Source organism: Haemophilus pittmaniae (assembly GCF_900186995.1).
GTDB classification, from domain to species: Bacteria; Pseudomonadota; Gammaproteobacteria; order Enterobacterales; family Pasteurellaceae; genus Haemophilus_D; species Haemophilus_D pittmaniae.
Map to the genome: position 1 here is coordinate 1,576,792 of NZ_LT906463.1, position 20,230 is coordinate 1,597,021.

A 20,230-nucleotide genomic window follows, 5' to 3' on the forward strand; every position below is an offset into this window, starting at 1 on the left:
AAACTCTGAAAACCATGGGGGCGTTTTAAGCCAGCTCGTAGCTGAGGTAATCAGCCAGTTGACTGAAGCGGAATTGGAAACCTGCCTCCAATAGGCGTTGTGGGATGGCACGTTGGCTATCTAAGAGAATTGTGGCACGTTCGCCAAATGCTAAACGTAGCGCAACAGCTGGTGCAGGCAATATGGCGGGGCGGTGGAGTTGGGCGGCTAATTGACGATTGAATTCTTGGTTGCGTATCGGAGTGGGTGCTGTGAAATTAAAAGCCCCTTGTAGGTGCGGATTATCCAACAGAAATAAAATGCCGTTAACCATATCTTCTAAGGCAATCCAACTCCAATATTGCTGTCCACCGCCTACTGTACCGCCCAAGGCGCAACGATAAAAGGGTAACATGGCGGCTAATGCTCCGCCTTGTGGCGAAAGTACTATGCCGGTACGTAGTAAGGCCACCGAGCTTTTGGCCTGTTGTGCCGTTTTTTCCCACTCTTGGCATAAGCGTCCGGTGAAGGTATCGGCGGGCGAACTTTGTTCAGTGAGTAATAAATCCTTGCGATCACCATAAAAACCACAGGCTGAACCTGAAATTAGGCGTGGTGGTGTTGAGCTTTGATTGATGAATTCTACTAAATGTCGGGTAAGTTCAAGGCGGGAATTGCAAATGCGTTGTTTTTGTTGAACAGTCCAGCGATGGGCAAAAATTGGTTCACCGGCAAGATTAACGATAGCATCAAAGCGGGTATTATCAGTTAACCTTGTCACAAAGGTTAATTCCTTTTTATTCTTATGCTCTTGGCGGGAAAGGATAGTCACATTATCGTTTCTATCCAAGAGTTTTTCGGTCAATGCGCGGCCAATTAAGCCGGTTCCGCCGGTGAGAAGAATCTTCATTAGAGGTTGCTTGCAAAAAGGCTTTGGATTTGAGCCATTAGCACATCGATCGAGGTTTCGCTGGTCGGTGTAACAAAAATAGTGTCATCGCCGGCAATTGTACCGAGAATGCCTTGCGGTTTGCCGATAGAGTCGAGTAGTCGGGCGATCAACTGGGCTGCTCCTGGGGTGGTTTTTATCACAATCAACATTGCATTATGATCGATATCCGTTACCAAGTTTTTCAGCGGGCTGCTAGTGGCAGGGACGCTTAATTCAGCTGGGAGTCGATAAACCATTTCCATCTTGGTATTACGGGTTCGTACCGCGCCAAATTTGTTTAGCATACGGGAAACTTTGGATTGGTTAATATTGGCAAATCCTTGGGCTTTTAGGGCTTCAACGATTTCCGTTTGTGAGGCAAATCGCTCCTCTGCCAAGAGGGCTTTGAAGGCTTTGTTGAGTTGTTCTGTCATGGCGATTCCTATAGGGATAAATTGCGTAAATTCTGCATAGATTTGCATAAAAATGCAATCCTTAGCGATTGATTTTACTAAAAATACGAAAAATTTGAGCTAGATCTCATTATTGATGTTCTGTGTTTGTAATTTCTTTGTTAAAAATCTAGAATTTACCTCATTCGAATTAGTTAAATCCACTGTTCAACTATAAGGAGAACTCTATGAAAGTTGCAGTATTAGGCGCTGCGGGCGGTATCGGCCAAGCATTAGCATTATTGTTGAAATTACAATTGCCGGCCGAAAGTGAATTGGCTTTATATGATATCGCACCGGTAACCCCGGGCGTGGCTGTGGATGTCAGCCATATTCCAACCGCGGTGAGAGTAAAAGGTTTTGCCGGAGAAGATCCGAGTGAAGCATTAAGCGGTGCCGATGTGGTTCTTATTTCAGCCGGTGTAGCACGTAAACCGGGCATGGATCGTTCTGATTTATTCAATATTAATGCCGGTATTGTGAAAGGGCTAATTGAAAAAGTTGCGGCGATTTGTCCGAATGCCTGTGTTGGTATTATTACTAACCCAGTAAATACCACGGTTGCGATTGCGGCAGAAGTGTTGAAAAAAGCTGGTGTATACGATAAACGTAAATTATTCGGGGTAACTACCTTAGATGTGTTACGCTCCGAAACTTTTGTCTCTGAACTTAAACATCTTAATGTATCTCGCACCAGTGTGCCGGTAATTGGTGGCCATTCAGGTGTAACTATTTTACCTTTGTTATCTCAAGTTCAATACGTGGAATGGCAAGATAGTGAAATTGAACCATTAACTAAACGTATTCAAAATGCGGGTACCGAAGTTGTGAATGCGAAAGCCGGTGGCGGTTCAGCTACACTTTCCATGGCTCAAGCCGCAGCACGTTTTGCCCGTTCATTAGTGAAAGGTTTGAGTGGTGAAACTGTAGTGGAATGTACTTATGTGGAAGGTGATGGTAAATATGCACGTTTCTTCTCTCAACCGGTGCGTTTAGGTAAAAATGGCGTGGAAGAAATTTTACCAATTGGCCCATTAAGTGCTTTTGAACAACAAGCATTAGAATCTATGTTGCCAACTTTGCGCGCAGATATTGAACTCGGTGAAAAATTCATCAATGGCTAATTTAACCTAAAAATATAAGGAGCCTAAGGGCTCCTTTTTTATTGGCCGAAAGAAAAAAGTGAATAAAAATCGTGACTTAGTTCACAAATTTAACAATATCCGTTTGCATCAAAAGGCTTACCTACGTATCCTTGCGCACACAAAAAACAAGTGCTATACCAAATAGCCGACATCTATTTTGCTTTCCGAGTAGTGCCACATCAATGTGGCACTTTTTTTGCCTTAAATATTTTGGTTTTTTAAGGTTTAAAGCTGATTTTGTCGGGAAAATGCGCTTATCAGCTCTGATGTCTGTTTTTTTCTCGATTTAAATATGATCTGTATCACAGTTTTATGTTCTATCAGTCGAGTTTTTTATTAGATTATATATACTACCTAACAAGTAGTACCAAAAGTTAGTCGTATGCAAATGTCCTCATCCCAGAAACAATCCGCTGAACAACTTGGCATTTCTCTTTCCCATTATGATATTGACGGGCATTTAATTTATGCATCGCCAACAACCATTGATTATTTTATCGAGCAATTACAATTTCCACCGAATACCGGGCAAGAACAGGTGTTCCATGATGTAGTGAGCGCGTTTGAGAACGAGCCAATTCAATATGATTTGACCCAGCTTTCTCTTTCGCCTAATGCTTCTCTGCGTTATCAATTGCTCAATGAGCAAAATCAAGTTCTGTTTGAAGATACAATCCCGTTTTCAGTTTTCCTTTCCTTGCCTGCCTTGTCTTTTGGCTATTATCGTTTAGAAGTTTTTGCCGCTCAGCAAGTTTTTGCTGTTCAACTTTTAATTGCGCCAAGAACAGCATATCAACCCTCTTTCTTAGAACAACAAAAAGCTTGGGGTATTAATGTTCAGCTTTATAGCTTACGTTCTCAGCATAATTGGGGAATTGGTGATTTTGCTGATTTAGCTTATTTGATTGAGCAAAGTGCTGCGCAAGGAGCCGACTTCGTTGGGATTAACCCATTACATTTACTTTATCCGTCCGTGCCTGAATGGGCGAGTCCTTATAGTTCTTCTTCACGTCGTTGGTTGAATTTCATTTATCTTGATATTACAGCATTACCAGAATTTAAATTGGCGAGATCCGTACAAAATTGGTTTAAATCTAGCGATATTGCTAATCAAATCCAAGCTTTACGTGAGCAGGATGCCGTTAATTATAGTGCTGTAACCGCATTGAAGTTAAACGCTCTTGAACAGCTCTTTGCCTTTAGCCAACGTAGTAAATCTGCAGCAATCGTCAAGCGTCGTGATGCTTTTTCCGCCTATCAGAAAGAACAGGGAGAAGCATTGGTTTTACAAGGACTGTTTAATGTTTTAGATAAAATTGAACATGCCGATCAACAAGCGAGTGAAAATACTATTGGCTGGTTAGGTTGGCGTGAAGAATGGCAACATCTCACTGAAAAGAAACGTAAAGCATTAATTAAACAATATAAAGCGGAAATTGACTTTTTCGCATGGTTGCAATGGTTAACCGAACAGCAACTGAATGAACTGAAACTTCTTTGCCAAAAAGTGGGAATGCGTTTGGGGATTTACGGTGATTTAGCAGTGAATAGTTCGCGCGGTAGTGTGGATGTATGGTCGCAACCATCACTTTATTGTGTGAATGCATCTGTTGGTGCTCCGCCTGATCCGCTCGGCCCTGTTGGACAAAACTGGAATTTACCACCTTATAATCCAAGCCAATTAAAAGCGATAGGCTTTGCAGCTGTAGTTGCTATGCTTCGTGCGAATATGCGGCATTTTGGCGTATTGCGTATTGATCATGTGATGGGATTATTCCGCTTATGGTTAATTCCGGAAGGAAAAACGGCGGCAGATGGTGTTTATGTGCATTATCCGTTCAATGAGTTAATGGCTATTTTAGCGATTGAAAGTCAACGTAATCAATGCCTGATCATCGGAGAAGATTTAGGTACGGTAGCGGATGAAGTTCGCTGGAAACTGAACGAGTTTCGCATTTTCTCGTATTTTGTATTGTATTTTGCTCAACGCAATCGCCAATATCCGTATGTAAACGAATTTCCGCGTAATGCCTTTGCTACCATTGGTACACACGATGTGCCTTCCTTGCAAAGTTTCTGGCATTGTCGTGATTTAGCATTGTTTGACGAACTCAATATTTTAAAAGGCGATGTGCTAGCACAAAAATATGAACAACGGGTTATCGATAAGCAAGCCTTGCTTGATAGCTTACATCGTGATGGCTATTTGCCGCCGGATTATCAAGGCGATGCCTTAACTATGGCTATGCACGATAATCTTAATCGCCAAATTCATCGTTATTTGGCAAACAGTCAGAGTGCCTTAATTGGTATTCAATTAGAGAATTTAACCGCTCAAGAAATTTCATTTAATTTGCCTGGAACTTCAACCGAATATCCAAACTGGCAAAAGAAAATCAAACAATCCTTAGAGTTTATTTTTAATGACGAAAACTTAATAACGTTTTTCGCCCAAATTAATCAAGCTCGTAAAGCATAAAGGAGCATGTAATGACGAAATTAGTGGCCCAATCGGTAATCAATTCATTTTTTGATGGCAAACAAGCAGATCCTTTTGCCGTGTTAGGTATGCATGAAACTCACAATGGTATTGAGATTCGAGCGTTATTGCCGGATGCTGATAAAGTTGAGGTAATTGATAAAGAAAGTCAATCCTTGGTGGTTGTCTTAGAGAAAGCAGATGACCGTGGTTTTTTTGCTGCCGTTGTCCCGGAGATTCATCATTTCTTTGCCTATCAATTGAAAGTGTATTGGGGAGCGGAAGCTCAAATCATTGAAGATCCGTATCGTTTCCATCCAATGATTAACGACTTGGATCAATGGCTATTAGCGGAAGGTTCTCTATTACGCCCTTATGAAATATTGGGAGCTCATTTTATTGAATGTGACGGTGTACCGGGCGTAAATTTCCGTGTATGGGCACCTAATGCTAAACGGGTTTCTTTGGTGGGCGATTTCAACTATTGGGATGGTCGTCGTCATCCAATGCGTTTCCATCCTGCAAGTGGTGTGTGGGAATTATTCTTACCAAAAGCTAGCCTTGGCCAACGCTACAAATTTGAATTAATTGATTGCTACGGCAATCTTCGTTTAAAAGCTGACCCTTATGCTTTCAGTTCGCAATTACGTCCGGATACCGCATCAGAAATTAGTATGTTGCCAGATGTAGTAGAAATGACAGAGGAACGTCGTAAAGCGAACCAACGCAACCAACCAATTTCTATTTACGAAGTGCATTTGGGCTCATGGCGCCGTAATTTAGAAAATAATTTCTGGCTTGATTACGATCAAATTGCCGATGAACTTATTCCTTATGTAAAACATATGGGCTTTACCCATATTGAATTTTTACCGCTATCCGAATTTCCTTTTGATGGTTCTTGGGGTTATCAACCGATTGGCCTGTATTCACCAACCAGCCGTTTTGGTACGCCGGAAGCTTTTAAACGTTTAGTCGAAAAAGCCCATAAAGCAGGCATTAATGTAATTTTAGACTGGGTGCCGGGACATTTCCCAAGTGATACACATGGTTTGGTTGCCTTTGATGGTACAGCCTTATATGAGCACGCAGATCCACGTGAAGGTTATCACCAAGACTGGAATACCTTAATTTATAACTATGGTCGTAATGAAGTGAAGAACTTCTTATCCAGTAATGCGCTGTATTGGCTTGAACGCTTTGGTATCGATGGTATTCGTGTGGATGCGGTAGCTTCGATGATTTATCGTGACTACAGTCGTGCTGAAGGGCAATGGATCCCAAATCAATATGGCGGTCGTGAAAACTTAGAAGCCATTGAATTTTTAAAACATACCAACTGGAAAATCCATTCTGAAATGACCGGTGCGATTTCCATTGCGGAAGAATCCACATCCTTTGGAGGGGTGACTCATCCGATGGAAAACGGTGGCCTTGGATTTAATTTCAAATGGAATATGGGCTGGATGAACGATACTTTAAGCTATATGCAGCTTGATCCTGTTTATCGTCGTTATCATCACGACAAAATGACCTTCGGGATGATTTACCAATATAGCGAAAATTTCGTATTACCGCTTTCTCATGATGAAGTGGTACATGGCAAGTGTTCTCTATTAGGCAAGATGCCGGGGGATGCGTGGCAAAAATTTGCTAACTTACGGGCTTACTACGGCTATATGTGGGGTTATCCAGGCAAGAAATTATTATTCATGGGTAACGAATTTGCCCAAGGCCGTGAGTGGAATTATCAAGAAAGTCTGGATTGGTTCTTACTTGATGAAAATCAAGGCGGCCCATGGCATAAAGGCGTATTGCAATTGGTAAAAGATCTGAATGGCATTTATCAAAAACATGCACCGCTCTTTGAATTAGATGGTGAACCGGAAGGATTTAATTGGTTGGTCGTAGATGATGCAGAAAATTCAGTCTTTGCTTTTGAACGTAAGAGTAGTGATGGTGAACGCATTATTGTGATCAGTAACTTCACCCCAGTGCCACGCGATGGTTATCGCATTGGAGTGAATACAGCCGGTAAATACGAAGAAATTTTGAATACGGACTCTATGTATTATCAAGGTTCAAACTTGGGAAATTTCGGATTGGTTGAAAGTGAAGAGATTGCCAGCCACGGTCGGGAAAATTCGATTAGTGTAACCATTCCGCCATTAGCAACTATCTATTTGAAATATAACGGGTAATTTGTTTTTTTAAACACCTCTAATAAAATCAATTAGTTAGAGGTGTTTTTAGCAAAAATTTTGAAAAATGCAGGGGCGTTTGCTATCAGGGCAAAGTAACCAATAGTAATAAAAGCATAATAACGAAGAAACGATGTTTAGTATTTATAACAATGGCAAACCTTCACCAATGGGTTATTCGCAGACTCAGGTAAATGGTCGACAAATTTCGAATTTTGCGCTGTTTTCGACAGCTGCAAATGCCGTTGAGCTTTGCCTATTTCGTGATGGCAAAGAAAGCCGTTTTGCGATGAGTCAAAGCAATGATATTTGGCATTTAGCGATGGAAGGCGTGGAGTTAAATGATGAGTATGCTTTTCGAATCACTGGTAAAAATGATGGTACGTTAGCAAATCCGCAAAAGTTAATGCTTGATCCTTATGCTAAAGCCGTTAGCCATAAGCCGGACTTAAGCTCACCGGAGGCTCGCTCAATTTTCTTACTATCTGACGAACGGGATAATGCGGCAGTTGCTCCTAAGGGCCGTATTATTGATGAGACCTTTGATTGGACAGGAGATTGCAAACCTTCTATTCCTTGGGCACAAACTATTGTGTATGAATTGAATATTAAAGGTTTCAGTCAACTCAATTCACGTATTCCTGTAGACATTCGTGGTAGTTATGCTGCCTTAGCACACCCAGAAAATATTGCTTACTTTAAGGCCTTGGGCGTTACCAGCCTTGAATTATTACCGGTGAATTTCTTTATTGATGAACCACATTTACAGGAAAAAGGGCTACGTAATTATTGGGGATATAACCCATTAGCTATGTTTGCTCTAGAACCGAGTTACGCTGCTGATTCAAAACAGCCATTACATGAGTTTAAGAACATGGTAAAGGCTTTGCACCAAGCGGGCATCGAGGTGATTTTAGACGTGGTGTTTAACCACACGGCAGAATCGGAAAAAGCGTTCCCAGCATTTAGTCAGCGCGGTATTGATGATAAAACCTATTATTGGCAAAACGAGCAGGGCGATTACATCAATTGGACGGGGTGCGGCAATATGCTCAATCTTGCCAATGATGTGACCCGTAAATGGTTGTTGGATTGTTTGCGTTACTGGGTAACAGAGTGTCACGTGGACGGTTTTCGTTTTGATTTAGCGACCGTACTTGGACGTGAAACACCGGATTTCAATCCAAATGCCAAATTGTTTGCCGAAATGGAACAGGACGAAATCTTACAAAATATTAAATTAATAGCCGAACCTTGGGATATTGGACATTACGGTTATCAAGTGGGACGTTTCCCGGCCTATTTTTCACAATGGAATGATCGTTTTCGGGATGATATGTGCCGTTTTTGGTTATGGAAAAGTGGTGAAGCAGGTGCGTTTGCTGAGCGTTTTGCGGGCTCCAGCGATATTTTTAATCGCGAAGGGCGATTACCATACGGCAGCTTAAATTTTATTACCGCTCATGATGGTTTTACGTTGCGGGATTTGGTCAGCTATAACCATAAACATAATGAAGCGAATGGCGAAGAGAATCGTGATGGTCGCAACGAAAATTATAGCTACAACCATGGAATTGAAGGTACTCAACTGGATTTAGCCGATAAATGGCAAGGCGAGGTTGAGAATAGCCGCATTTTATCAGCAAAAGGATTATTAGCCTCTTTATTATTGGCCAATGGTGTGCCGATGCTACTTGCCGGCGATGAATTCGGCAACAGCCAGTATGGCAATAACAATGCATATTGCCAAGATAACGAAATAACCTGGTTAAAATGGGATGATTTTAACCACACCTTATTTGACTTTACCAAGCGAACTATTGCATTACGGAAAAAAATTCAAAGTTTGCAGCGGGAAATTTGGTGGTCGGATGAAAATGTCGCGTGGCTGAATTGTGGGGGCAACCCCATGACCCTCGACGATTGGCATAATCGGAAAAGCAAGGCGTTACAAGTGATGTTGGACGGACAGTATCTTTTCTTAGTTAATGCGAAAACCGAGCCACAATCTTTTCATTTGCCAACCGGGCAGTGGCAAAAGATTGATGGTGATGCAAATGTAATGCTTCAACAATGTGACGTGAGTGGTATGGCATTTGAAGTGTTGGAACATATAAAGGATTAAAACTATGGAGTTTGTTATGAAAAATGATCTAAATAAATATGAATTGGTTAAAGATACTTTAGTACTGATTTTAGCCGGTGGTCGGGGTTCCCGTTTACATGAGTTAACCGATAAACGAGCCAAACCGGCGTTATATTTCGGCGGTAATCGTCGCATTATTGATTTTGCTCTTTCCAACTGTATTAACTCAGGTCTTAATCGTATTGGTGTCGTCACCCAATATGCGGCTCACTCCTTGTTACGTCATTTGCAGACCGGTTGGTCATTTTTACCACAAGAGCGCGGCGAATTTGTGGATATGTTGCCGGCTCGTCAGCAAATTGATAATTCCACTTGGTATCGCGGTACAGCTGATGCGGTGTATCAAAATATGGCAATTATTCGTAACCACTACCGTCCGAAATATATTTTGATTCTTGCTGGTGACCATATCTATAAACAAGATTACAGCGTGATGTTGATGGATCACGTAAAAAGCGGTGCGAAATGTACCGTTGGTTGTATTGAAGTTCCTCGTTCTGAAGCGAGTGAATTTGGTGTAATGGCGGTAAATGAAAATCTTAAGGTAAAAGCTTTCGTTGAAAAACCGAAAGATCCACCGGCAATGGTTGGTAAACCGGACATTTCCTTGGCATCCATGGGGATTTATGTATTTGATGCTGATTATCTCTACAATATGTTAGATAAAGAAGTGAACACTCCTTGTACATCTCACGATTTTGGTAAAGACGTATTACCAAAATGTTTACAAGAAGAAGTGCTTTACGCTCATCCGTTCAGCCGTTCTTGCATGGGACGTAATACTGAAGGGGAAATTTACTGGCGTGATGTGGGGACACTTGACAGCTTCTGGCAATCCAATATTGACTTGGTCTCAGAAAATCCACAATTGGATATTTATGACCAAAATTGGCCAATCCGCGGTAACCCGGTACAGGCTTATCCATCCAAATTCTTCTATAAAAACGCCAATGTGAAACCTGTGGATAATTCTCTGATTGGTGGCGGTTGCGTAATTACTGATGCATCCATTAGTAATTCGGTGTTATTTGATCGCATCAAAATCAATGAAGGATCTTCTGTTGATCACTGCGTAGTCTTACCACAAGTACAAATCGGCAAAAATTGTACATTGAAAGATTGTATTATCGATCGTCATTGTATTATTCCAGATGGCATGGAAATCGGTGTAGATAAAGCACTTGATAGTAAACGTTTCCGACTCAGTTCTACAGGTAAAGTGGTGTTAGTTACACAAACTATGTTGAGAAAGTTACAGGGTGAAGAAGTCTTTAGTGATGAGCATTTAGATTAATTGAGCTTAAAACGCCGTGTCGTTTCGCGGCGTTTTCTCTAAAATGAATGCTAACTTATTGATTTTGTTATAGTTGATTTAAAAACTAATTAAACAAGGAAATTATTTTGAAAGTATTACATGTTTGCTCGGAGTTATATCCATTATTAAAAACGGGGGGCTTGGCCGATGTGTTAGGGGCATTGCCATTTGCTCAAAAAGATATCGGCATGGATACCCGCATTTTGTTACCGGGTTACCCACAAATTGTTGCTGGGCTTGGCGAAACTCAAGTAGTGACAGAGTTTCACAATTTTGCCGGCCACATTGTGTTGCGTTACGGTGAATACCAAGGTCTTGGTATTTATGTGATTGAGGCTCCGCATTTATATCAACGTGAAGGTAATCCGTATCACGATGCCAATTACAACGATTACGCCGACAATTATAAACGTTTTGCCTTGTTGGGGTGGGTCGGTGCTGAATTAGCCGATGGTCTGGATAGCTGGTGGCGAGCGGAAGTGGTACATGCCCATGATTGGCATGCTGGCCTTACTGCGGCTTATTTATTTTATAAAGGACGTCCAGCCAAGTCGGTGTTTACCATTCACAATTTAGCCTATCAAGGCCAGTTCCATTATCGCCATTTAGCAGAAATAGGCTTGCCATACTCGATGTTCCATGTTGAGGGCTTGGAGTTATTTGGCCAGATTTCCTACTTGAAGGCAGGGCTTTATTATTCAGATGTAGTTACAGCGGTAAGCCCGACTTATGCGAAGGAAATTACTACTCCTGAATTTGCTTATGGTTTACAGGGCTTACTGACTGACCTAAGTGAAAGCGGGCGCTTGGTTGGTATCCTTAATGGGGTGGATGAACAAATTTGGAATCCAACCTGTGATCAGTATATTAATCATCATTACAAACCAAAAGCGGTTGCCGGTAAAAAGAAAAATAAAGCAGAATTACAGGCTTATTTCAATTTGCCACAACAACCAGACGCATTGTTGTTTGTCATGGTTACTCGTTTAACCGAGCAAAAAGGGGTTGATTTACTAATTGAAAGTGCTGATGAAATCGTTAAACAGGGCGGCCAGTTGGCGATTCTTGGTTCTGGAGCATCGTATTTGGAAGAGGGCATTTGTCAATTAGCTGAGCGTTATCCGCAAAATATTGCGGTAAAAATCGGTTATGATGAAGCTCTCTCACACTTAATGCTTGCCGGTGGAGATGCGATTTTAGTACCAAGTCGCTTTGAACCTTGCGGCTTGACCCAGCTGTATGGTTTGAAATACGGTACTCTGCCATTGGTAAGAGCTACGGGTGGTTTGGCCGATACGGTCACTAACAGTACTAGTGAGACGATAAAAGCTCATTTGGCTAGCGGCTTTACTTTCCAAGAACCGACAGCTGATGAATTGCGTGCTACTTTAAAACATGCTTTTGCACTTTGGCAAAAACCGCGTGTTTGGGCGATGGTTCGCAATGATGCAATGGCACAGGACTTTAGCTGGAAAAATGCGGCAGCTCAATATGAGCGGCTTTATCAAGGTATTTTAGGCCAATAAATTCAATGGATTGACTTCCCTCCTCAAAAATAAATCGCTTTGAGGAGGGATTTTTGTTGTTTTTTTGATAAAACAGGCTAACATTTGCGCGTTTTTTTTATTTGAGGTTTTACTTTCTATGATTATGGACAACTTTGATTCACCATTTCTTTACCATCGACCAGAAGTTGATGTTGAAGGTGTGAAAAAAGCTATCGTTTATAAATTAATTTTCTTAATTGGTCGTTCCCCGAAAGAGGCTAGTCAACGTGATTGGCTAAATGCAACGCTTTATGCGGTACGCGACTTGGTGACAGAAGGGTGGATTACCACCGCTCGTCAATCCCGTGCGGAAGAAACTCGTCGGGTTTATTATCTTTCTATGGAATTTTTAATCGGTCGTACGCTTTCCAATGCGATGATTGCCGAGGATATTTATACTACAACCCAAGCTGCTTTAGCCGAATTAAACGTTGATTTGGAAGAGATTATCGAAAAAGAAGTGGATCCTGGTTTAGGTAATGGTGGTTTAGGCCGTCTTGCAGCCTGTTTTATGGATTCCCTTGCAACATTGGCTATTCCTGCAATGGGCTACGGTATTCGTTATGAATACGGTATGTTCCGTCAAAAAATTGAAAATGGTCAGCAGGTTGAACGTCCGGATGATTGGTTAGAAAAAGGTGCTCCTTGGGAATTTATACGTCCGTCAAAACGTTTTAGCATCGATTTTGGTGGGCATATTTATTTTGAAGGTAAAAAATGTATTTGGAAGCCGGCTGAAAAAGTAACTGCACTTGCATATGACCAAATGGTTCCTGGTTATAAAAATAATTCGGCATCAACGTTACGTTTATGGTCAGCACATGGTGGAGAAACCTTTAATTTAGAAGAATTCAACCGTGGTGATCACTTAGCAGCGGTAGCCACCCGTTCAGCTAACCAAAACCTTTCTCGCGTACTGTATCCGGATGATTCCACATGGAATGGTCGTGAGTTACGTTTACGTCAAGAATATTTCTTAGTGTCAGCCTCTTTACAGGATATCCTACGCCGTCATTTCAGAACACACGGTACGTTAGATAATCTTGCAGATAAAGTGGCGATTCATTTGAATGATACCCACCCAACATTAGCTATCCCTGAATTGATGCGTATTTTAATCGACTTACACGGTTATTCATGGCAAAACGCTTGGGATGTAACTCGTCGTATTTTCTCTTATACCTGCCATACTTTAATGTCAGAAGCATTGGAAACCTGGCCTGTAGAAATGATGGCGAAAATCTTACCTCGTCATTTACAGATGATTTTTGAAATCAATGACCATTTCCTTGAGTATGTTAAAACCTACGTGACTACCGATATGGAATTTATCCGTCGCGTATCTCTCATTGAGGAAGGGCATCAACGTAAAGTGCGTATGGGCTGGTTATCTGTTGTGGGTTCTCATAAAGTAAATGGGGTTGCAGCAATTCACTCAGATCTTATGGTGACTTCAACCTTTGCTGACTTTGCCCGCATTTATCCGGAACGTTTTACTAACGTTACGAATGGTATTACACCTCGTCGTTGGCTTGCTGTAGCAAACCCTAAATTAGCAGCATTGTTTGATCAATATATTGGCAACGAATGGCGCTGTGATTTGAGCCAAATTGAAAAACTCAAAGCATTTGCTAATGAAAGCGAATTTAAGCGTGCAGTTGCAGATATCAAATACGATAACAAAGTGAAATTGGCACAATACGTCAAGAAAACACTTAATATCGATTTAGATCCACATGCATTATTTGACGTGCAAGTAAAACGTATTCACGAATACAAACGTCAAATGCTTAATGTGTTGCACATTGTTGCTCGTTACAACGAAATGTTGGCTCATCCAGAAAAAGATTGGCAACCTCGAGTGTTTATTTTAGCGGGTAAAGCGGCTTCGGCTTATTATTCAGCGAAGCAAACCATTCGTTTAATTAATGATGTAGCGAATGTCATCAATAATGACGAACGCTTAAAAGGTCGTTTAAAAGTGGTGTTTATCCCGAACTATAGTGTAAGTCTTGCACAATTGATCATTCCTGCTGCGGATATTTCTGAGCAAATCTCTCTTGCAGGAACGGAAGCATCAGGCACCAGTAACATGAAGTTTGCTTTAAATGGCGCTTTGACATTAGGTACGCTTGATGGTGCGAACGTTGAGATTTTAGAGAACGTCGGTAAAGATCATATCTTTATTTTTGGTAATACGGTTGAACAAGTTGAAGCATTACGTCGAGAAGGTTATCGTCCATTTGATTATTATCAAAATGACGAACAACTACGTGAAGTGATTGATCAGATTATTCGTGGTGATTTCTCACCGGAAGAACCGAACCGTTATCACTCTCTAATCCAAGGCTTACAATACCACGATTATTATCAATCTTTTGCTGATTTCCGCAGTTATGTGGAAGCGCAAAAAGCGGTAGATAAAAAATATCAAGATCGTGATGCCTGGGTTGCTAGCACTATCCAAAATATGGTGAATATGGGATTCTTCTCATCGGATCGTACTATTCTTGAATATGCGAAAAACATCTGGAAAGTAGAGCCTTTGAAGTTAGAACACTAATTTATTTTAGTATTTAATTTAAAATTTAAATCTGCCCTTAAAAATCATAATTAAGGGCAGATTTTTTTTATTCTAAAAATTAGATGATTTGTGAGTAAGTTGTGAATGAAAAAATTGTGGTTTGAGGGCTGTGTTAAGAAAGGAATAAAAAGCAGAATGGTTTTTACTTAAGATAAAAAAGTGCGATCAATTTTGATCGCACTTTAATAATTGTGAAGATTTAAAAGCCTTCTTTTAAACTTACAGTAAGGTTAAACACTAAGTGTTCTGCGCGACTGTCTTTGTTGTCTGCGCAGAAATAGCCTTCGCGTTCAAATTGGTAACCTTTTTCAGGTTCTGCATTTGCAAGGCTTTGTTCCACAAAACCGTGTTTCACCACTAAAGAGGTTGGATTTAACACGCTTTCGATTTCTTCCGCAGCACCAGGGTTAGGTACGGTGAAAAGACGCTCGTATAAACGGAATTCAGCAGGGTGGTTGTGTACAGCAGATACCCAGTGAATAACACCTTTTACTTTACGACCATCTGCAGGGTTTTTACCTAAGGTTTCTGGATCGTAAGTACAGAAGATGGTGCTGATCTCGCCATTTGCATCTTTTTCGACACGTTCAGCTTTAATCACGTAAGCATTACGCAAACGCACTTCTTTACCTAATACTAAGCGTTTATATTGTTTATTTGCTTCTTCACGGAAGTCTGCGCGATCAATATAAAGCTCTTTCGTAAACGGTAATTGACGCTCACCTAATTCAGGACGATTCGGGTGATTTGGTGCAGTTAAGGTTTCTTCACCTTCAAAGTTTTCAATCACAACACGAACAGGATCAATCACCGCCATTGCGCGTGGTGCATTTTCGTTTAAATCTTCACGAATACAGGCTTCAAGTGCAGAGTATTCCACAACGTTATCCTGCTTAGTTACACCGATACGACGACAGAATTCACGTAATGAAGCTGGGGTATAGCCACGACGACGTAAACCTGAAATAGTTGGCATACGCGGGTCATTCCAACCATCAACAATGCCGTCGTTCACTAATTTCAATAGTTTACGTTTGGACGTTAACGTGCCTTCTAAATTTAAACGTGAGAATTCATATTGATGTGGTAATGGGCGCTCAATACTAATGTTTTCCAATACCCAGTCGTATAGACGGCGGTTATCTTGGAACTCTAATGTACATAGAGAGTGTGTAATACGTTCAATAGCATCAGAAATACAGTGCGTGAAATCATACATTGGGTAAATGCACCATTTGTCACCGGTTTGGTGATGGCTGGCAAATTTAATACGATAAAGCACAGGATCACGCATGACCATAAATGGCGATGCCATGTCGATTTTTGCACGAAGACTTAATGTACCTTCGGCAAACTCACCATTTTTCATTCTTTCGAATAACGCGAGGTTTTCTTCTACGCTACGATCACGATATGGGCTGTTTTTACCCGGCTCGGTCAATGTACCGCGATATTCACGCATTTCATCTGGAGAAAGTTCATCCACATACGCTAAACCTTTTTCGATCAACTCAATGGCATAGCCATAAAGCGCATCGAAATAATCAGAAGCATAACGCGGTTCGCCTTCCCATTTAAAACCTAACCATTCCACATCAGCTTTGATAGAATCTACATATTCCACATCTTCTTTTACTGGATTGGTATCGTCAAAACGTAAGTTACATAAACCTTGATATTCTTTTGCTAAACCAAAGTTTAAGCAGATGGATTTTGCATGGCCGATATGTAAATAGCCGTTTGGTTCAGGTGGAAAACGAGTATGAACGCTTTTGTGTTTACCTGAAGCTAAATCTTCATCGATGATATTGGTAATGAAATTTTGTATACGCGGGTTTTCCACGTTAGGGGAGAGTTCTGCTGTCATATAATTCTCTTGATACAAGAAAAGCCTTGAACTATTTAAACTTCAAGGCTTTTTTAAATGGGTGGTGGAGCTGGCGGGAGTTGAACCCGCGTCCGAAATCACTCTACCTTCAGCACTACACGTTTAGTCTAGTCTTTAATTTCACTTAAGCATGCGGACAGACACGCTAAACTTAAGCTAGTTTGATTCAATTTAATGCTTCGATCCTCAAACGGGGGCTTCCACACGATCTCGTTTTGGTTTGACTCCGCTTTATCCCCGTCTTACGAGCGGAAGCTAGGGAGCGAAGGCGATGAGCAGGTTATTAAGCTGCTAAAGCGTATTGTTCGTCGTTTGCGACTATTTTTTTACGGTTTATTTACGAGGCCTACCGCACCTCGACGTGCACCTTGGGCTTTGCTAATCCCGTCGAATCCAGAATCAGCCCCAAAAATAGGCTGGCAGTTTAGCAAAAAAATTGAAAAAGGAAAAGAAGCTATTTATTAAAAGACGGGCTTCGGGTAGAATTCTCCTTGTTTTATATAAGGAATATTACTATGAAAAAAATCTCTACTCTGATTAGTGCGCCGTTATTAGCTTTATTGGTTGCAGCTAATGTACATGCTGTAGAAAATAAGGCAGCAGCTTTAAAACCGGCAGCTACTGAATCCCAACAAAACAAACAACCTCAACAACCTCAGCAAAACCAACAAGCTAAAATGCCGAAATCGATTGATCAGGTATTAAGCATTAAGACCTTAGGTCGTGAAATGGTCATTAATGATAAAGGGCAGGCATTAGCCTTGTTTAAATTTACTGTTACCAATATTGGTGAACTGCCGATTTCTTCCATCGAATGGCTAGGGGCTTATGTGAATAAACGTCAAGTTGTATATAGCCAAGATATGCAAATTAATATGCAGGCACCGTTAATGCCAAATGCTTCGTTTAACATCAACTTCCAGATTCCGTTTTTGCAAATTGAAGAGAAACATCGAGCGGTATTTATGGATAGTCAATCGCAAATTAAAGTCTTCCCAATTGATCGCCGCATTCAATTTGCTAATAAACAGAGTTTAAGCGATTAGTTTTTCTTTTATTTTCATTTTATTTTTAGCCCGCTTTTGCGGGCTTTTTACTGTATTCTTGAACAGTATATTTTCTTTCGCTATACTTAAATGCGCTTTTGTTCTCCTATAAGTATTCATTATGAGTCCTTTACGTAAAATTATTCATGTTGATATGGATTGTTTCTATGCTTCCGTTGAAATTCGAGAAAATCCCAAACTACAAGGTTTCCCTGTGGCTGTAGGTGGTTTATCGCGTCAACGGGGAGTGCTAACAACTTGTAATTATGAGGCTCGTAAATTTGGCTTACATAGTGCGATGCCAACAGCCCAGGCTATAAAAAAATGTCCGAAGTTAATTTTAGTTCCGGTTAATATGCCTCTATACAAACAGGTATCTGCACAAATTCATCAAATATTTAAGCGCTATACGGATCTTATTGAACCACTCTCATTGGATGAGGCTTATTTAGATGTCACAGATTGCTCGATGCTGCAAGGTTCCGCGACTTGGATTGCTGAGGATATTCGCCGTCATATTTGGCAGGAATTGCAATTGACGGCATCGGCTGGTGTTGCGCCACTAAAATTTTTAGCAAAAATAGCTTCTGATATGAATAAACCCAATGGTCAATTTGTCATTAAACCCGAGGAAGTAGAGGCGTTTGTACGCAGCTTGCATTTAAGTAAAATTCCTGGAGTAGGCAAAGTCACGGCGGAGCGTTTGGAGCAGATGGGATTGACGACCTGTGCAGATATTCAACGTATGGATCAATCAGTACTACTCAATATTTTTGGCAAGATGGGACAGCGTATTTGGGATTTTAGCCATGGAGTGGATAATCGTCAGGTACAACCACATCGTGAGCGAAAATCCGTTGGTGTTGAAAAAACGTTATCTGAAAACATTCGAAATGTTGCAGACGGGTTGGCTTTATTACCTTCACTCTATGACGAGTTAATCCAGCGGCTTCTTCGTCAGAATAGTACGATTGATACAAAACAGATTAAAAAAATTGGAGTTAAACTTAAATTTGCCGATTTTCAGGTCACTACCTTAGAAAAGACCGGAGAGCCTTGTTCTTTGACTGGATTTAGTTCGTTACTTGAACAAATTTGGCAACGGGCAAGAGGACGAGAGGTTCGTTTAGTGGGAATTTCTCTGGCATTACCGGAAAAGCAATGGGATGAACAATTGGATTTATGGCAATAAAAAAGTGCGGTTAACCGCACTTTTTTATTTAAGCATTACAGTACTTTGACGATGCTTTCACAGAGATAGCGGATGTTATCTTCCGTGATACCGGCTACGTTAATCCGACCGGAACGTACTGCGTAGATCGCGAATTCTTCTTTTAAACGATCCACTTGGGCGGCAGATAGGCCGCTGAAAGAGAACATACCGTTTTGTTGAATAATGAAATCAAAATCCTGTTGTGCGCCATACTCTTTAAGTAATTGAACAAAAAGGTGACGCATTTTTTTGATACGTTCACGCATTTCAGCTAATTCTGCTTCCCAATCGGCGCGTAATTGTGCGTCATTTAATACGGTAGCCACCGTTGCACCACCGTGGGAGGCTGGATTGGAATAAAGGGTACGGATAATACTTTTTACTTGGGTTAGTGCAGTAGCCGCAATTTCGGCATTCGCAGCAACAAGCGTAAAGGCTCCCACACGTTCGTTATAAAGCCCAAAGTTTTTCGAGAATGAACTAGCGACTAGTAACTCTTGATGGGTTTCGGCAAATGCACGCAGGCCATAAGCATCTTCATCTAAACCATTGGCTAAACCTTGATAGGCAAAGTCAAATAACGGTAACCAACCATTTTTTGCGGAAATTGCTGCTAATTCACGCCATTGTTCCGGAGTTGGGTCAATCCCTGTTGGGTTATGGCAGCAACCGTGTAATAGCACAACATCACCTTCACCGGCTTGGCTTAAATCAGCTAATAAGTTATCCCAATCTAGGGCTTTACGTTCGGCATCGTAGTAACGGTATTCACGAATAGTCATTCCAACCGCATTGAAAATTGCATTGTGGTTTGGCCAAGTTGGTGTGCTAATCCAAACATTTTGTGCTTTGGTTTGGCGTTTTACAAATTCAGCCGCAATCCGTAAGGCACCGGTGCCACCGAGACTTTGTACGGTACGGGCACGATCCGCTTTAATAATGGCTGAATCAGCACCAAATAATAACTCTTTAGCGCGTTGATTGTAGTCGGCAATCCCATCGATAGTGAGATAGTTTTTAGTATTTTCCTTTTCCAGCAAACGTTGTTCTGCCGTTTTAACTGCCCGCATAATTGGAGTTTGTCCATTGGCATCTTTATATACACCGATACCTAGGTTAATTTTGTTGGTACGGGTTTCGGCTTTAAAGGCTTCGCCTAAACCTAAAATCGGATCGGCCGGAGCTGCTTTGATTTGTTCAAACATGATTTTCTCCTTTCTTGCGTTGCTGAACTGTTCCCGTTTATACGCTGTCGATTTATTTTTTTCAAGGGAAATTAACAAAACTTTAACGCCACTCCGATG

General features: G+C 41.1%; 13 protein-coding genes and 1 other RNA gene. 9 read left to right on the plus strand and 5 right to left on the minus strand.

The window, feature by feature from the left end; all coding sequences use genetic code 11:
- Nucleotides 1–25 precede the first annotated feature (25 nt).
- A complete protein-coding gene (locus tag CKV74_RS07665; protein WP_007243390.1) occupies nucleotides 26–889 on the minus strand; it encodes a TIGR01777 family oxidoreductase in 864 nt (287 codons plus the stop codon).
- Complete coding sequence (argR, locus tag CKV74_RS07670) at nucleotides 889–1,344, minus strand: transcriptional regulator ArgR (RefSeq protein ID WP_039847928.1); 456 nt, start codon at nucleotides 1,342–1,344, stop codon at nucleotides 889–891. The genes CKV74_RS07665 and argR overlap by 1 nt, the downstream gene beginning before the upstream one ends.
- Nucleotides 1,345–1,550: 206 nt before the next feature.
- Here argR and mdh point away from each other — a divergent pair, with 206 nt between their 5' ends.
- The 7 genes from mdh to CKV74_RS07705 all read left to right on the plus strand — a co-directional run bounded on the left by mdh (nucleotide 1,551) and on the right by CKV74_RS07705 (nucleotide 14,758).
- Entirely contained in the window at nucleotides 1,551–2,486 is a 936-nt protein-coding gene (gene mdh, locus CKV74_RS07675; RefSeq protein ID WP_007243385.1) for a malate dehydrogenase, read from the plus strand.
- Between the two features lie 403 nt (nucleotides 2,487–2,889).
- The gene (gene malQ, locus CKV74_RS07680; RefSeq protein ID WP_007243417.1) at nucleotides 2,890–4,986 is read left to right on the plus strand and encodes a 4-alpha-glucanotransferase; all 2,097 of its coding nucleotides are present in this window, start codon (nucleotides 2,890–2,892) and stop codon (nucleotides 4,984–4,986) included.
- Between the two features lie 11 nt (nucleotides 4,987–4,997).
- On the plus strand, nucleotides 4,998–7,187 hold the full coding sequence (gene glgB / locus CKV74_RS07685) for a 1,4-alpha-glucan branching protein GlgB (RefSeq protein WP_007243422.1): 2,190 nt from the start codon (nucleotides 4,998–5,000) through the stop codon (nucleotides 7,185–7,187).
- A gap of 133 nt (nucleotides 7,188–7,320) precedes the next feature.
- Nucleotides 7,321–9,312, plus strand: a complete 1,992-nt coding sequence (glgX, locus tag CKV74_RS07690) for a glycogen debranching protein GlgX (RefSeq protein ID WP_007243421.1) — start codon at nucleotides 7,321–7,323, stop codon at nucleotides 9,310–9,312.
- Nucleotides 9,313–9,316: 4 nt separating this feature from the next.
- A complete protein-coding gene (glgC, locus tag CKV74_RS07695) occupies nucleotides 9,317–10,627 on the plus strand; it encodes a glucose-1-phosphate adenylyltransferase (protein WP_007243375.1) in 1,311 nt (436 codons plus the stop codon).
- A gap of 107 nt (nucleotides 10,628–10,734) precedes the next feature.
- Nucleotides 10,735–12,174 carry a glycogen synthase GlgA gene (gene glgA / locus CKV74_RS07700; protein WP_095176969.1) on the plus strand — a complete coding sequence of 480 codons (1,440 nt, stop codon included), beginning with the start codon at nucleotides 10,735–10,737 and terminating at the stop codon, nucleotides 12,172–12,174.
- A 118-nt stretch (nucleotides 12,175–12,292) separates the two neighbouring features.
- Complete coding sequence (locus tag CKV74_RS07705; protein WP_007243407.1) at nucleotides 12,293–14,758, plus strand: glycogen/starch/alpha-glucan phosphorylase; 2,466 nt, start codon at nucleotides 12,293–12,295, stop codon at nucleotides 14,756–14,758.
- Nucleotides 14,759–14,978: 220 nt separating this feature from the next.
- On the opposite strand, the gene glnS is transcribed toward CKV74_RS07705, so the two are convergent.
- Nucleotides 14,979–16,646, minus strand: coding sequence for a glutamine--tRNA ligase (gene glnS, locus CKV74_RS07710; RefSeq protein ID WP_007243410.1), 1,668 nt, complete (start codon nucleotides 16,644–16,646; stop codon nucleotides 14,979–14,981).
- Between the two features lie 62 nt (nucleotides 16,647–16,708).
- Nucleotides 16,709–17,074, minus strand: a transfer-messenger RNA (tmRNA) gene (gene ssrA / locus CKV74_RS07715).
- Nucleotides 17,075–17,182: 108 nt separating this feature from the next.
- Here ssrA and CKV74_RS07720 point away from each other — a divergent pair.
- Entirely contained in the window at nucleotides 17,183–17,713 is a 531-nt protein-coding gene (locus CKV74_RS07720; protein WP_007243368.1) for a hypothetical protein, read from the plus strand.
- Between the two features lie 121 nt (nucleotides 17,714–17,834).
- Nucleotides 17,835–18,905 carry a DNA polymerase IV gene (gene dinB / locus CKV74_RS07725; protein WP_095176970.1) on the plus strand — a complete coding sequence of 357 codons (1,071 nt, stop codon included), beginning with the start codon at nucleotides 17,835–17,837 and terminating at the stop codon, nucleotides 18,903–18,905.
- A 35-nt stretch (nucleotides 18,906–18,940) separates the two neighbouring features.
- Here dinB and CKV74_RS07730 read toward each other — a convergent pair whose 3' ends face one another.
- Nucleotides 18,941–20,131 (minus strand): amino acid aminotransferase, encoded by a 1,191-nt coding sequence (locus CKV74_RS07730; protein WP_007243371.1) that lies wholly within the window; start codon nucleotides 20,129–20,131, stop codon nucleotides 18,941–18,943.
- Nucleotides 20,132–20,230 lie beyond the last annotated feature (99 nt).